The following is a 14,826-nucleotide window of genomic DNA, read 5'->3' on the forward strand; positions in this document are numbered from 1 at the left end:
TGCGAAAGCCCGCGACGTCGTCGCGGGCTTGTCGTGATGAGCGCGCACAAACGAAGCAACGTGTTGTTAGGAATTGATCCGCGTCGATTTGCGCGATTCCGATTCGTTCTTTGCGAACAGACTGGAGTCGGATGGAGAACAAAGCCGGTGCTGCTGCGTGGTTCTCTGCAGTCGATGTCTCAATCGTCGGAGCTTACGCCTCTTCATGAGCTGCTGCGGACAAGCCGCTTCGAATCGTGCGCGCTGTGAGACTTGCGACTCCTTGCCGGAGGTGGTCATTTCGGCCCGGGGACAGGCGGAGGCTGATATGACACGAATTCTTTTGGCGATGTTGCTGCTCGCCGGCTTTTGGGCGGTGCCGGCGCTGGCGCAAACCAAGGTTGGCGACTGGGAGGTGGAGAAGCGCAGCGGAGACGATCATTGCAATGCGGCCCGCGCCTATACCGACAAGGACGATGACAACAGCGACTACGTGATCGTGCTGAGTTACTCGAAGGAAGCGATCGTCGTGGCCGTGATTTACGACGGATGGGAGTGGGAAAAGGTCGGCAAGATCCTGCGGGCCGATGTCGGCACCGACGACAAGGACATCATGAAGAAGGCGAAATGGGAGGTTGTCGACAAGACCGCCATCCGCGGCACCTTCGAATTCCAGTAATCGATCCTGGACAAGCTCGGCAAGGCAAAACTGCTCACGATCGATTTCGAGGACGACGAGGACAACAGCGTCGAAATCAAGATCCCCCGCATGGGCGAAGCGCTGGCGGCGCTGAAGTTTTGCGAGGAGAACAAGAAGTGAGGGGGAGGGTATGCGTCATCCGCCACTCTCGAACCGATTCATCGAATTCGCGTCGCTAGCGTCAGCCATCACGCGAACAACCCGGCGCCGGCCGGTTTCTGCCACGAAGTTCGGCTATCAACGATTCGGTCAAACCGGCGCCCCTCAACCCCGCTATGGTTTGACTGGCCCGGCGCGTGGTGGAAACGCAGCGTCGCGCGTCGGGCCACCTGCTCTTGGCAATGATCGTGCGGCGGCGGTGCACGTGATTCAAATCACGGAAACTGAATTGCCGTGGTCTCATCCTGACCGGATGGATCGAAGGATGATCCTTCTTTCTTATCCAACGGAGCAGAACATGAAGACGCGGAACGATGAACTCGGCAGCCTGCAGGACGCGGTCGAATTGTCGGTTGCCGACCTGGACCAGGTGAGCGGCGGCCGGCGCGCGATCGAAGGCGAGATCCAGTACCTGAACTGGGTCAAACAGTTTTATTCGCCCTGGGCGAATATCAACTTCGGCGGCGGCCGGACTATGGTCGCTTAGCGAGTAGGGCGGATTGGAGCGAAGCGTAATCCGCCGCTTTCGAAAACGCGTAACGGCGGATTACGCTGCGCTCCAATCCGCCCTGCGAGCTGACCGGTGGGGCTTTTTCTTCTTGTGTGATGCACGTCACGGCGGCTCCGGTCCGCGCCCGGCATGCTCCCCTCCAGTTCAACGGCGCACAGCGCCACAACACGGAGCGGGGCAATGAGCAAAAAGGCAGTTTGGTTGAGCGATGCGGATCTCGAATCCGTCACCGGTGGCGACACCAAGTCTCCGCCCGTTACGACCGTAAGCCGGGTGAAAACCTCCGACAAAATGCAGCAAGCCGTGCTGGCGTTCATTAAGGGGTGAGCCATGAAGACCGAGCAGGTTCAATCGACCGACAAAATCTCCGACGAACAACTCGATAACGTCACCGGAGGACGCAAAGCCGGCGAAGGGCAGAAGGACTTCCTCGTCGTGAAGCTGAGAGAGGCTTTTGTGGCAAGCTACAGCCTTTGATCTGAAGCCTTCCGCGCTCGCTTTCATGCTGCGAAAACAAGCGGCCCTCGCGTTTACGCACGAGGGCCGCGTCGTGGGTGCAGTTCAAGTGGGACCGACAACGGTTGTCGTGACGCTCTTTTCACCTTCCTTCCGCGAGGTGATGATAATCCCGCCACCTGGAAGGTGAAAATTTCCTACCCACATCTGCTTGCCGTCATTGCAGGTGATCCAGCCGTTATTGTACCAGCCGCCAGCGACCGAATCGAGTTCGCTTGCAGAAAGCGGCCGGATGTCTCCGCTTGTATTGATATCAGTGTTCACGATATCGATCCTCCGGTGATCGTCCCGGGACTATCCCGTGACTGTCGGGCAGCACATCTGATGCTTTGTCGGACCGCAGTGACGGCTGTCACATCTTGACCGATACGAGCGCGGTATGGCGGATTAGCGAAGCGTAATCCGCCGTCTTGGGGAATCCGAAACGGCGGATTACGCTTCGCTCCAATCCGCCCTACGAGCTCTAGTCCGTGGCTTCGGTAAACTCATTGAACCGATCTCTTGCTGGGGTCGTCCAACAAGCGTTCCACTTCAAACCGAGGCCGCCGGAGCGGGCCTCACGAAAGGATCGACTATGAGCACGACCAAAAAGCTGCGTAAGGACGACGTGATCGAGGTTCGCAAGCTGCACCTGGCAGCTGGCAGGCTCTCGAACGATGAACTCGCTATCGTGACGGGCGGCGGATCGATCCGCATCGTTTGCGATGACCATAAGGTGATTGGGACGCGCCCCACCAAATAATTCGCCTTGCTACCACGCGCCGGGCCGAGCAGTATCGGCGCCGCGTTTCCACACGGCACCTCGCTCCCGGTTCGCCAGTTCGGTGGGCCGGGAGTTCTGGTCTGGCGAGGCCATTTTGTATTTTGCGGGATCGTGACCGGCGTCCTCGCCCCCAAACTTGACCGATATCACAGCCTCAGCACCACGTACGAGCGCCACGCAGAAGCCCCGCAGGGCCCGCCTTCGTTCCGCTCTCCGGTCAAATCTGCCAGCGCGGTAGGGCGGATTAGCCGAAGGCGTAATCCGCCGCCTTGGCTGAATCCGAAAAGCGGCGGATTACGCTTCGCTCCAATCCGCCCTACGAGCTACGGGCCTGGCCCGACGCTAAGCGTCGAGTGAGCGGAGCAAACGCCGGGCAACCTCCTCGGCACCGAGCGACCAATCGACGTAGACTCGATCGGCTAGAATTGGAGAGTACTCGTAAACATCCTTAGACGTAACATCGGCCCTTACAGGTAGAATCACTTGCTGATTCTCGAGTGCATCGTGGGAGATGAAAGCTTTGGGCCTTTCAAGTTGATTGCGTCGCTTCATATAAGCTTGGCTTCGTATCGTTACACGAACTCCATTTGCCGCAGACTCTTCAACAAGTTGCCTCTTAAGATCGTCGGGAGGGTCCCGCTCAGAGTAGATGAAAACTCGGCCTGCAAATTTGAGGTCTTTTCCGTCCACGAGTTCATCCGGCAATTCAGAAAACCCGACGCTAACGCCCACGTCAGTAGTTGGAAGTTCGAGAATATCGTTGAGATTGTTCATCAAAATTGCTTCAGGAAATACTGCTCCTGGAAACTCGGGCGTGTAGAATGCTACGTATTTTGCGTTCGCGTCAAAGTTCAAGAGGAGGCGGGCGATCACCTCTATCTCAGTCCCGTCGACTGTACTCTTTAATGTCCACTTTTTTTCCAGTGAGAGGTCGCGCGAAAAATCTTTTGCGAAGTACTCAAATAGAGTGGCCATTCGTTCCCCCAAGAAGAGAGAAAATCGAAAACGGCGGATTACGCTTCGCTCCAATCCGCCCTACGAGCTACGAGCTTGCGTGACCAGCCGACGCAGTGCGCCCTTAGAAGTCGTCGGGATCGACGTATTGCCATTTCTCAAATCGGGGGTTTCCTTCTTCCCAGAGTTTGTAAAGGTAACCCTCCCAGAGCACAAAAACACTTTTGAACTTGGCTCGTGCCGCAGCGGTGTGATCCCGAAGAATGGGCAAGCCTTCTTCTATAAAGGCGCCGTAACACCCAAGATTAACGTAGATCGCCAGGCTAACGCCGGGCGGGTATTCCTTTTTCAGCTTCCTGGAGACTACTCGATCGAGGGCCGCTGGAATGGCCTCAAATCTCCTTCGCCAATTCTCGACGGGGTCCATCCGCGGATGAGGATCGTCCGGCTCGTCGCCGCGTCGTCGCCCTTCCATGTCTGCTTCGGTGGCTTCGAATTGTAGGGTCTGTCCGTCGACTTGAATTTCGAAATCTGGACGTGGGGAGGTGACCAATCTCACCATATCCGATTGCAGTGCACAGGCGACGCGGCTTGCAATCCAAGCGTCGCGCAAGAAAGCGAGGCCACCTTGACGGAAGAATGTGCCTCGAGGAATGCTGCGAGCGATCTGGTCAATACGGGTACGGAAGACTTCGCTCGCAGCCCACTCTGAAAGTTCAGTCTTCCACGCGACGAGACTATCTTTGGGAATACGAATGACGGGAGCAGCATTCGTCCCGTTTGGGATTTCGGCCTCGAGTGCTTTTGCCATCTGGAGACTTAGTCCTTGAATCAAGGAAAAGGCCGCCCTTTCGAGCGGCCTTGCCGTTTCGTCTATAGATTAGTGCTCACGAACACCCCGTCGTACTCCCACACGTATCGCACTTCATGCAGGTCCCGTTGCGGACGAGCGTGAAGTTGCCGCACTCCGAGCACATCTCGCCTTCGTAGCCGCGTGCCTTGGCCTCCGCACGGCGTTCGGCTTTGGTTACGGTGGGCTGGGCGGCCTGGGCTGCGCCGGCCTTGCTCCATTGCAGGGCTTCCAGCTTTTCCGTCGGGGACAGATCGTGCTGGGCTTCCTGCTTCAGCGCGACCGCGCCTTCGACGGCATCGGCGGCGCGGGAGGTGGCGCCGTGGGCGGCGAGCGAGGTGACGCGGGAGCCGCCTGTCGGCGCCTGGTCGGAGCCGGAGGAGACGGCGGTCGAGCCGCCGCGCATCACAACCAGATTATCCGTGCGCGAGCGGGTGAGGCCCTTGGACAGATACTTGGTCGCCTGCTGGCCGTGATCGGCCGGCTCCTTGCCTTCCTCGACGCCCTTGCCGAGCGCGTCGAAATTCGACTCGGTGGGATCGACATGGGCGAGGTCGAAGCGGCTCATGTAGCTGACCGCAAGCTCCCGGAACACGTAGTCGAGGATCGAGGTCGCGTACTTGATGCTGTCGTTGCCCTGCACGGGACCCGCCGGCTCGAAGCGGGTGAAGGTGAAGGCGTCGACATATTCTTCCAGCGGCACGCCATATTGCAGGCCGAGCGAGACCGCGATCGCGAAGTTGTTGATGAAGGAGCGCAGCGCCGCGCCTTCCTTGTGCATGTCGATGAAGATCTCGCCGATCCGGCCGTCGTCATATTCGCCGGTGCGCAGATAGACCTTGTGGCCGCCGACGACCGCCTTCTGGGTGTAGCCCTTGCGGCGGTCCGGCATCTTCTCGCGCTCGCGCATCACGACGATACGCTCGACCAGCTTCTCGACGATCTTTTCCGAGACCTGCGCGGTGCGCGCGGCCATCGGCTTCTCGTAGAGCGCCTCCACCGCATCATCCTCGTCGTCATCATCTGAGATGAGCTGCGAGTTCAGCGGCTGCGACAGCTTTGAGCCGTCGCGGTAGAGCGCGTTGGCCTTCAGCGCCAGTTTCCAGGACAGCAAATACGCCGACTTGCAATCCTCGACGGTGGCGTCGTTCGGCATGTTGATGGTTTTTGAGATCGCACCCGAGATGAAGGGCTGCGAGGCCGCCATCATGCGGATGTGGCTCTCCACCGACAGATAGCGCTTGCCGATTTTGCCGCAGGGGTTGGCGCAGTCAAACACCGCATAATGTTCTGCCTTCAGATGCGGTGCGCCTTCCACCGTCATCGCGCCGCAGATGTGCACGTTGGCGGCTTCGATTTCACGCTTGGTGAAGCCGACGGCGGCGAGCAGGTCAAAGCCGGGGGCGGCGATCACTTCCGGCGCGAGCTTCAGCGTCTCGCGCAGGAATTCTTCGCCAAAAGTCCACTTGTTGAAGGCGAACTTGATGTCGAAGGCGGTCGGCAGCGCGGCTTCCACTTTTGCAAGAGCTTCGTCGGTAAAACCCTTGGCCTTCAGGGTGGAGACGTTGACGCCGGGCGAATTGGAGAGCGAGCCGTGGCCGACGGCGTAGGCCTCGATCTCGGCGATATCAGCTTCGCGGTAACCGAGCGTGCGCAGCGCCACGGGGACGGCCTGGTTGATGATCTTCCAGTAGCCGCCGCCGGCGAGCTTCTTGAATTTCACCAGCGCGAAATCAGGCTCGATGCCGGTGGTGTCGCAATCCATCACGAGGCCGATGGTGCCGGTCGGCGCCACCACTGTGGTCTGCGCGTTGCGGTAGCCATGGGCTTCGCCCAGTTGCAGCGCGAGGTCCCAGGCGGCCTTGGCGTGCTCGACGATGTCGGTCTGCGGCACGCTGGCGTAATCCAGCGGCACCGGGTTGACCGCGAGCGCCTCGTAGCCGCGGCTTTCACCATGGGCGGCGCGGCGGTGGTTGCGGATCACGCGCAGCATGTGGGCTGCGTTCTTCTTATAGCCGGGGAAGGGGCCGAGCTCCTTGGCCATCTCGGCCGAGGTCGCATAGGACACGCCGGTCATGATCGCGGTCAGCGCGCCGCACAGCGCGCGGCCTTCCTTCGAGTCATAGGGCAGGCCCATGGTCATCAAGAGGCCGCCGATGTTGGCAAAGCCGAGGCCCAGCGTGCGGAACTCGTAGGAGAGTTCGGCGATCGCTTTTGAGGGGAACTGCGCCATCATCACGGAGATTTCCAGGACGACGGTCCAGAGCCGGCACAGGTGCTCATACGCCTCGACGTCGAAGCGTTTTGTCGTCGTCGAGTAGAACGTGATCAGGTTCGCGGACGCCAGATTGCAGGCGGTGTCGTCCAGGAACATGTATTCCGAGCACGGATTGGAGGCGCGGATGTCGCCGGACGCCTTGCAGGTGTGCCAGTCGTTCATGGTGGTGTTGAAGTGCAGGCCGGGATCGGCCGACGCCCAGGCGGCGTGACCGATTTTCTCCCAGAGATCCCGGGCCTTCAGCGTCTTCGTCACCTTCTTGCTGGTGCGGCCGATCAGATTCCAGTCGCCGTCGGTCTCAACCGCGCGCAGGAAATCGTCCTTTAGCGAGACCGAGTTGTTGGAGTTCTGGCCGGATACCGTGAGGTAGGCTTCTGAATCCCAGTCGGTGTCGTAGGTCGGGAAGTCGATGTCCTTGTAGCCCTGCTTGGCGAACTGGATCACGCGCTTGATGACGTTGTCGGACACCAGCGCGCGGCGCGCGAGCTTGATCTCGCGGCGGAGGGCAGGGTTCTTCTCGGGATCGAAGCAGTCGTCGCCGGAGCCTTCGCAATTGACGCAGGCCTTGAGCACGGCTTTCAGGTGCTTCTGGTTGATCTTGGAGCCGGTGACGAGCGCCGCGACCTTCTGTTCCTCCTTCACCTTCCAGTCGATATAGGTCTCGATATCAGGATGGTCGGCGTCGACCACGACCATCTTGGCCGCGCGGCGCGTGGTGCCGCCGGACTTGATCGCGCCCGCCGCGCGGTCGCCGATCTTGAGGAAGCTCATCAGGCCGCTTGAGCGGCCGCCGCCGGACAGGCGCTCGCCTTCGCCGCGCAAACGCGAGAAGTTCGAGCCGGTGCCGGAGCCGTATTTGAACAGGCGGGCTTCGCGGACCCAGAGGTCCATGATACCGCCCTCGTTGACGAGGTCGTCATCGACGCCCTGGATGAAGCAGGCGTGCGGCTGCGGGTGCTCGTAGGCCGACTTCGATTTTGTCAGTTTGCCGGTTTTCCAGTCGACATAGTAGTGGCCCTGGCCGGGGCCATCGACGCCGTAGGCCCAATGCAAACCGGTGTTGAACCACTGCGGGGAATTCGGCGCGACCATCTGCTTGGCCAGCATGAAGCGCAGCTCGTCGAAGAACGCTTGCGCGTCTTCTTCGCTCGAGAAGTAGCTGCCCTTCCAGCCCCAATAGGTCCAGCAGCCGGCGAGGCGGTCGAACACCTGCTTTGCCGAGAGTTCGCTGACGAAGCGCTCGTTCTCAGGCAGCAGGGCCAAGGCCTCGGTGTCGGGCACCGAGCGCCACAGCCACGACGGCACAGTCTCTTCCTCGACCTTCTTCAGGCGTGCGGCGACGCCGGCCTTGCGGAAATATTTTTGCGCGAGGACGTCGGAGGCGACCTGCGACCAGAACTGCGGCACCTCGACATTTTCCAGCCGGAACACGATCGAACCATCGGGATTGCGAATCTCCGATGTCGTTAATCTGAAATCAATCCCTGCGTAGGGTGACTGGCCTTGAGTCGTGTTGCGCCGTTCGATTCGCATGGTCGTGCCCCGTCTTCTTCTGACCGGTCCGCTCTACCGCGGGTTCCGGAATGTTATCCTTGAGCGGACCTCCCGAACCATGGCTGCCGTCGGGACTATAAGAATAGCCCGGGCAACCCTGATCCCTTGATCCGCAGCTCAACCGGTGAACCCGGTCTGTCTCTCTGGCACTTCCTGCCGGGCCCGATCCGGGCCTTCCAGGTCATGCAATCAACGCCCCAATGCTCCACTTACCGCGTCACTTTGGGCCTGTTCCGGCCCGTTTTTTCACGCCCCGAACTGCCCGGTTTTTGAGGGCAGAAAGTCCTCACCCGCAGCCCTAACCGGCGGGCGGAGTGGTCGTTTCGGAACCCATTTGGGATGACCGGCGGGGACCCAAAACACACTCGCGCCGAACAGGAAGAAAGCTAGGCCAAGTCCGTTGCGCCCGTCAAGGACTAGTACGAGTTCCTGAATCAAATACTAAATATGGTGGAAAGAGGGGGATAACAGGGGGTGATCGCGCGCCTGTGATCGGCCCAAGTATCAGTGAGTCCTCACAGATTCGACAAGGAAAAAAAATGTTCAGGGCCTGTGGAGCGAAGGCTTCTCCCGGCTGTTCACAGGGCAAGTATTTATTCTCCTCTTCCGGGCCTTCCGGGATTGCGCTCCTGAGACTCACGTAAGGCTACGGAGAACTCCACCCTGACATGCCGGGGAGCCGGTGGTCGCGGGCCCCGATAAGGGCCAAAGTCGCCGCGATTCCTCCGGCTGATTCTCGAGCCGATTCTCTTTTCACCGATTCCTTTTCGGTCCCTGCCGGTCGTCCATGACAGAGCTTGTGCCACCAGCCGCGCGTGCGCGTATCGCACCCGCCGGCCTCATGTTCCTCGCCATCACCTCGGTGGGCTGGGGCTTTAACTGGCCGGTCACAAAATTCCTGCTCGGCGAACTGCCGCCGCTGACCCTGCGCGGCGTCACCGGCGTGATCGGGGCCTTGCTGCTGGCGGCGCTGGCGCTGTTGCGGGGGCAGACGCTGCGGGTCGACCGGGCGCTGTGGCCGCGGCTGATGCTGGCCGCAACGCTCAACGTCACCGGCTGGATGGTGCTGATGGGGCTGGCGCTGCTGTGGCTGCCGGCCAGCGAAACCGCGCTGATCGCCTACACCATGCCGGTTTGGGCCTCGCTGTTGGCCTGGCCGGTGCTGGGCGAGCGGCCGACTTTATTGCGCACGGTCTCGCTGGTGATGGCGTTCGCAGGTTTAGCGGCCATCATGGGCGGCAATGGCGTGACGGCCTCTGCCGCCAAACTGCCGGGGATATTGATGGCGCTGGCCGGCTCGATCGGCTTTGCGCTCGGCACCGTGCTGGCCAAGAAACTGCCGCTCGACATGCCGCCGATCCCGGCCGCCGCCTGGCAGATCGGGCTCGGCTGTTTTCCGGTCGCCATCGTCGGCCTCGCAATCGAGACCACGGATCTGGGCAAGGTCAGCCAGATCGGCTGGTGGCTCTTGATCTATTCCACCGTGATCCAGTTCTGCATCGCCTATGTGAGCTGGTTTGCCGCGTTGTCGCGGCTGCCGGCCTCGGTCGCCGCGATCGGCACCATGGCGGTGCCGGTCATCGGCGTGGTGGCCTCGGCCGCAGCCCTGGGCGAGCCGCTGGGCCCGGTCCAGATCGTGGCGCTGCTGTTCACGCTGGCGGGCGTCGTGCTGGCGACGCGGTCGTGACGGCTTAGCAGCCTCGTATCACTTGCGCTTACTTCTCGCGGCTCCACGGAAACAGATTGGCCGGGAAATCCGCGGCGTAGCGGTGTCCTTTGCGCAAATGGGGTTCTTCCTCCTGTGGGGGATTGGGGTCCGGCTCCACCACTTTCCGGTACAGATGCCAGGTGGCATGACCGAGCACCGGCAGAACGACGGCCAGGCCAACGAACAGCGGTAGCGAACCGATCACCAGCAGCGCCGCGACGATCAGCCCCCACGCGGCCATCGCAACCGGATTTTTCATCACCGCCCAGATCGAGGTCCGGATCGCGTCTATCGCCGTCGCATGCCGGTCAAGCATCAATGGAAACGACACGACACTGACGCACAGTGCCACGACCGCGAACAGAAAACCGACGCCGCAGCCAACGATGATGAGCGACCATCCTTCCGGCGTCGTCAGCACGCGCGTTGCGAAGTCAGGGATGCTCGCAGCCGGAGCATGGCCGAAGATTGAAACGTAGATGGCGTTCGCTACGCCGATCCAGGCTCCGAACAGGACGAGCAGGAGCACGCCGAGTTCGATCATGGCGCCGAAAGCCGGCGCGCGCAGCACGTGAAGCGCTTTCGATACGTCGACTTCCTCGCCGCGCTCGCGGCGGCGGCTGAGCTCGTAGAGGCCAATCGCTGCAAAGGGTCCGAGCAGGGCAAACCCGGCTGCCAGCGGAAACAGCAGTGGCAGTACCGAATAGCCAAGCACCATCCTGAACAGGGCAATACCGAGAACGGGATAGATCACGCACACGACAACCGCGTGGCTTGGCATTGCCTTGAAGTCTTCCCAGCCCAGGCGCAGCGCCTCGTGCAGGTCGGACAGTCCGATTTTGCGAATCGGATATGTGGCGGCGTCGCCGAATACGTGCCGTCCAACTTTTGCGATGTTGTCGGAATACATGGTGGCCATGAACGCACCTCCCGTGCTGAAAGCCGTGGCGGTGACACCGACGCGGTTTTCAGCCACGCGTGTCCGCCGCAAAGTGCGAGAAACGCGATCGAGCCGAGTGCGGCAAACCCGAGGTCAACGAAGAGGAGCTTAGCCGGACGAAACTTGTCGCGACCTGCAGAGGCAGATTAACGCGATTGGGATCAGGCGGCGCTCACGGTTCGGTGAAGTGTGCACGTTCCCGGTCATTTGGTGCGTTGCGTTATCCTCAAGCGATCGAGCCGGCTGACACGCGCTGCTTGCGGCATCAGCCTGGCGCTCCGACGAGGTAGTCCTCTATCATCTATTGACGCGCGGCTGGACGCGTACCATCTTACTCTCTGACGCCCCGGATCCGATGGTTAGCGGTCGTAACGTGTGCTCCGTGCCACGTTTGGATGTCGCGACCGGTCATATGGGCGAGGCAAGACACACTGCGATGGCGCATGTGAAGTCGGCCATCGCGACAGTGAGCTGCGCCCTTTAATCCGTCTCCGTTGCCTTGAATGGCAAGGAGGACTGAAGGATGGTTGTCGCACTCATACTGCTTCTGGTCGCAGTCGGCTCGGTGCTGTTTCACATCTACAGCCCGTGGTGGTGGACGCCGATCGCCACGAACTGGAGCTACATCGACCACACCATCAGCATCACCTTCTGGATCACCGGAGCGGTGTTCTTCGCGGTGATCGCGTTCATGGCCTATTGCGTCTTCCGCTTTCATCACAAGGAGGGAAGGCGGGCAGCCTATAATCCCGAAAACAAGAAGCTCGAATGGTGGCTCACCATCGGGACTGCGGTCGGCGTCGGAGCCATGTTGGCGCCCGGCCTGGTTGTCTGGCACCAGTTCGTCACGGTTCCGGCTGATGCCACCGAGATCGAGGTCATGGGCCAGCAGTGGCAATGGAGCTTCCGCCTACCGGGGAAGGATGGCCGGATGGGCACAACCAATGTCCGCAACATCAGTCCCGAAAACCCCATGGGCTTGAATCGCGACGATCCGAATGGACAAGACGACGTCGTGATCGACAGCGGCGACTTGCACCTCCCGATCGGGAAGCCGGTCAAGGTTTTGCTCCGCTCGCTCGATGTCTTGCACAATTTCTATGTGCCCGAGTTCCGGGCCAAGATGGATATGGTTCCAGGCATGGTGACCTATTTCTGGATGACCCCGATCCGGACCGGAACGTTTGATGTTCTCTGCGCTGAGCTATGCGGCGTGGCACACGCGCAGATGCGGGCCAAGGTCATCGTCCAGGAGGTGAGTGAATATCACGCCTGGCTGGAGACGCAGAAGACGTTTGCAGAACTGTCAGGCCGAAACGCCGTGACGAAGGCGACGTACAAATCGGGCGGCAAGTAGGAAAGCGCCGCTGCAAAGATCAATCGGGCGCGTGAACGGATCGCCCCCGATGGAAACGACCAAGGAGGGTTTTTCTATGGTCGATGTCCCATATGACGCACGCGCGGACGCGCCGCCTGCCGAAGTGCCGGAGGTTGAGCTCTATCATCCCAGAAGCTGGTGGACGCAGTACGTCTTTTCGCAGGACGCCAAAGTCATCGCCATCCAGTACTCGCTGACGGCGTCCGCAATCGGGCTGGTGGCCCTGGTACTGTCGTGGCTGATGCGACTGCAACTGGGATTTCCCGGCACGTTTTCCTTTATCGATGCAAGCCAATATCTCCAGTTCATCACCATGCACGGTATGATCATGGTGATCTATTTGCTCACGGCATTGTTCCTGGGAGGTTTCGGCAACTACCTTATCCCGCTGATGGTCGGCGCCCGGGACATGGTTTTCCCCTATGTCAACATGCTGAGCTACTGGATCTACCTGCTCGCGGTCCTGGTGTTGGCGTCGACCTTTTTCGTGCCTGGCGGGCCCACCGGCGCCGGCTGGACGCTCTACCCACCGCAGGCGGTTCTCTCCGGCACCCCCGGGCAGGATTGGGGCATCGTTCTCATGCTGGTCTCGCTGATCCTGTTCATCATCGGCTTCACCATGGGCGGGCTGAATTATGTGGTGACGGTACTGCAGGCGCGCACACGCGGCATGACGTTGATGCGGATGCCGTTGACGGTGTGGGGCATTTTCACGGCCACCGTGATGGCGCTGCTGGCCTTTCCGGCGCTGTTCGTTGCTTCGGTCATGATGCTGTTCGACCGTCTGCTGGGAACCAGCTTCTTCATGCCGGCACTCGTCGAGATGGGCCAGCAGATGAAGTATGGCGGGGGCAGCCCGATCCTGTTCCAGCACCTTTTCTGGTTCTTCGGCCATCCGGAAGTCTACATCGTCGCCTTGCCGGCCTTCGGCATCGTTTCCGATCTGATCTCTACCCACGCGCGAAAGAACATCTTCGGCTATCGCATGATGGTCTGGGCGATCGTCGGAATCGGCGCTCTCAGCTTCGTCGTGTGGGCGCACCACATGTATGTGAGCGGCATGCACCCGAAATTCGGGTTCTTCTTCGCCACCACGACGCTCATCATCGCCATCCCGACCGCTATCAAGGTCTACAACTGGGTGCTGACCCTGTGGCGCGGCGACATTCATCTCACCGTTCCGATGCTGTTTGCCCTCGGCTTCATCATCACGTTCGTGAACGGCGGGCTCACGGGCCTCTTCCTCGGCAACGTCGTCGTGGACGTCCCGCTGTCGGATACCATGTTCGTCGTCGCGCATTTCCACATGGTGATGGGCGTGGCGCCGATCATGGTCGTGCTGGGTGCGATCTATCACTGGTACCCCAAGGTCACCGGGCGAATGCTGGATGACTGGATGGGCAAGTTTCATTTCTGGGTGACGTTCCTCGGCGCCTATCTGATCTTCTTCCCGATGCATTACATTGGACTGCTCGGCGTTCCGCGCCGGTACCACGACATCGGCGAGGCGGCGTTCATCCCGTCATCGACCCATACGCTCAATGCCTTCATCACCGTCATGGCCTTGATCGTGGGCTTCGCCCAGATGGTGTTCCTGTTCAATCTGGTCTGGAGCCTGTTCAGGGGCAGGCCTTCGGGTGGCAATCCATGGCGGGCGACAACACTGGAGTGGCAGACGCCGGAAACCCCGCCCGGGCACGGCAACTGGGGCAAGGAGCTCCCGGTGGTCTACCGGTGGGCGTATGACTACAGCGTGCCCGGTGCTGCGCAGGACTTCATTCCGCAGAACCAGCCGCGGACGACGCCGGCCGTTCAGGGAGCTGCTCCGTGAGCGCCATCATCCTGTTCATGGCTGTCATGGCGGTCATCGCTGGATGGTGGCTCTCGCAGCAACGGCTGACAGCCAAACCCTGGCTGGAAGAAGGTTCGATCGACGATTTCCCGGGAACGGGTGCAATCACCTTGCCGGCAGCCAAGCTCGGACTGGGCGTGTTTCTCGCTGTCGCCGGCTCGCTGTTCGCGCTCTTCATCAGCGCTTACTCCATGCGCATGAACATGATGGACTGGCGCGCGATGCCGGTGCCTTCGCTGCTGTGGTTCAACACGGGCGTCCTGGTCCTGAGCAGTGTCGCGCTGCAATGGGCACACGTGGCCGCACGCCGGGACGACATGGACGGTGTGATCATCGGTCTTTGCGCAGGCGGTGCGTCCGCGATTACATTCCTGATCGGGCAACTGCTGGCGTGGCAACAGCTGCGCGCAGCGGGCTATTTCGTCGCGTCCAATCCAGCCAATTCCTTCTTCTACATGATGACGGCGGCGCACGGCCTGCACCTGATGGGCGGCCTGGTGGCGCTCGGCAGAGCGACTGCCAGGGTCTGGCGCGGCGCCGAGATGGCGCAGGTGCGCCTGAGCGTGGAGCTCTGCACGATCTATTGGCATTTCCTGCTGTTGGTCTGGCTGGTCTTGCTTGGCCTGCTGACGGGCTGGACGGACGATTTCGTCGACATCTGTCGCAGGTTGCTCACCTAGGAGA

At 60.7% G+C, this 14,826-nt stretch carries 14 protein-coding genes; 9 read left to right on the forward strand and 5 right to left on the reverse strand.

Annotated features, from left to right (window positions below; all coding sequences use genetic code 11):
* The first annotated feature begins 307 nt into the window (after nucleotides 1–307).
* The 4 genes from JQ574_RS23545 (at nucleotide 308) to JQ574_RS23560 (ending at nucleotide 1,826) form a co-directional block, all read left to right on the forward strand.
* Nucleotides 308–658: a hypothetical protein gene (locus JQ574_RS23545; RefSeq protein WP_249119539.1), complete on the forward strand. Its 351-nt coding sequence runs from the start codon at nucleotides 308–310 to the stop codon at nucleotides 656–658.
* A 151-nt stretch (nucleotides 659–809) separates the two neighbouring features.
* Nucleotides 810–1,325, forward strand: coding sequence for a hypothetical protein (locus JQ574_RS23550; protein ID WP_212206597.1), 516 nt, complete (start codon nucleotides 810–812; stop codon nucleotides 1,323–1,325).
* A gap of 204 nt (nucleotides 1,326–1,529) precedes the next feature.
* Nucleotides 1,530–1,676 carry a hypothetical protein gene (locus tag JQ574_RS23555; RefSeq protein WP_212206599.1) on the forward strand — a complete coding sequence of 49 codons (147 nt, stop codon included), beginning with the start codon at nucleotides 1,530–1,532 and terminating at the stop codon, nucleotides 1,674–1,676.
* A gap of 3 nt (nucleotides 1,677–1,679) precedes the next feature.
* Nucleotides 1,680–1,826, forward strand: coding sequence for a hypothetical protein (locus JQ574_RS23560; RefSeq protein WP_212206601.1), 147 nt, complete (start codon nucleotides 1,680–1,682; stop codon nucleotides 1,824–1,826).
* 84 nt (nucleotides 1,827–1,910) lie between these two features.
* Here JQ574_RS23560 and JQ574_RS23565 read toward each other — a convergent pair whose 3' ends face one another.
* Nucleotides 1,911–2,129, reverse strand: coding sequence for a hypothetical protein (locus JQ574_RS23565; RefSeq protein ID WP_212206603.1), 219 nt, complete (start codon nucleotides 2,127–2,129; stop codon nucleotides 1,911–1,913).
* Nucleotides 2,130–2,439: 310 nt separating this feature from the next.
* Between JQ574_RS23565 and JQ574_RS23570 the strand changes: the two genes are divergently transcribed.
* Nucleotides 2,440–2,607: a hypothetical protein gene (locus JQ574_RS23570; protein WP_212206605.1), complete on the forward strand. Its 168-nt coding sequence runs from the start codon at nucleotides 2,440–2,442 to the stop codon at nucleotides 2,605–2,607.
* Nucleotides 2,608–2,970: 363 nt separating this feature from the next.
* Here the strand turns inward: JQ574_RS23570 and JQ574_RS23575 are convergent, their stop codons facing one another.
* From JQ574_RS23575 to JQ574_RS23585, 3 genes are all read right to left on the reverse strand, one after another.
* Nucleotides 2,971–3,603 (reverse strand): hypothetical protein, encoded by a 633-nt coding sequence (locus tag JQ574_RS23575; RefSeq protein ID WP_212206607.1) that lies wholly within the window; start codon nucleotides 3,601–3,603, stop codon nucleotides 2,971–2,973.
* Nucleotides 3,604–3,706: 103 nt separating this feature from the next.
* Nucleotides 3,707–4,393, reverse strand: coding sequence for a hypothetical protein (locus tag JQ574_RS23580; RefSeq protein ID WP_212206609.1), 687 nt, complete (start codon nucleotides 4,391–4,393; stop codon nucleotides 3,707–3,709).
* 76 nt (nucleotides 4,394–4,469) lie between these two features.
* Nucleotides 4,470–8,243, reverse strand: a complete 3,774-nt coding sequence (locus tag JQ574_RS23585; RefSeq protein ID WP_212206610.1) for a vitamin B12-dependent ribonucleotide reductase — start codon at nucleotides 8,241–8,243, stop codon at nucleotides 4,470–4,472.
* Between the two features lie 808 nt (nucleotides 8,244–9,051).
* On the opposite strand from JQ574_RS23585, the gene JQ574_RS23590 reads away from it, so the two are divergent.
* The gene (locus JQ574_RS23590) at nucleotides 9,052–9,951 is read left to right on the forward strand and encodes a DMT family transporter (protein ID WP_212206612.1); all 900 of its coding nucleotides are present in this window, start codon (nucleotides 9,052–9,054) and stop codon (nucleotides 9,949–9,951) included.
* Nucleotides 9,952–9,979: 28 nt separating this feature from the next.
* Here JQ574_RS23590 and JQ574_RS23595 read toward each other — a convergent pair whose 3' ends face one another.
* On the reverse strand, nucleotides 9,980–10,891 hold the full coding sequence (locus JQ574_RS23595) for a DUF2189 domain-containing protein (protein ID WP_212206614.1): 912 nt from the start codon (nucleotides 10,889–10,891) through the stop codon (nucleotides 9,980–9,982).
* A 544-nt stretch (nucleotides 10,892–11,435) separates the two neighbouring features.
* Here JQ574_RS23595 and JQ574_RS23600 point away from each other — a divergent pair.
* The 3 genes from JQ574_RS23600 to JQ574_RS23610 all read left to right on the forward strand — a co-directional run bounded on the left by JQ574_RS23600 (nucleotide 11,436) and on the right by JQ574_RS23610 (nucleotide 14,822).
* Nucleotides 11,436–12,269, forward strand: a complete 834-nt coding sequence (locus JQ574_RS23600; RefSeq protein WP_212206616.1) for a cytochrome c oxidase subunit II — start codon at nucleotides 11,436–11,438, stop codon at nucleotides 12,267–12,269.
* A 76-nt stretch (nucleotides 12,270–12,345) separates the two neighbouring features.
* Nucleotides 12,346–14,121, forward strand: coding sequence for a cbb3-type cytochrome c oxidase subunit I (locus JQ574_RS23605; RefSeq protein WP_212206618.1), 1,776 nt, complete (start codon nucleotides 12,346–12,348; stop codon nucleotides 14,119–14,121).
* Nucleotides 14,118–14,822: a cytochrome c oxidase subunit 3 gene (locus JQ574_RS23610; protein WP_212206620.1), complete on the forward strand. Its 705-nt coding sequence runs from the start codon at nucleotides 14,118–14,120 to the stop codon at nucleotides 14,820–14,822. The genes JQ574_RS23605 and JQ574_RS23610 overlap by 4 nt, the downstream gene beginning before the upstream one ends.
* The last annotated feature ends 4 nt before the right edge of the window (nucleotides 14,823–14,826 follow it).

The sequence above is a fragment of the Bradyrhizobium sp. AUGA SZCCT0158 genome, assembly GCF_018130065.1.
Taxonomy (GTDB): domain Bacteria; phylum Pseudomonadota; class Alphaproteobacteria; order Rhizobiales; family Xanthobacteraceae; genus Bradyrhizobium.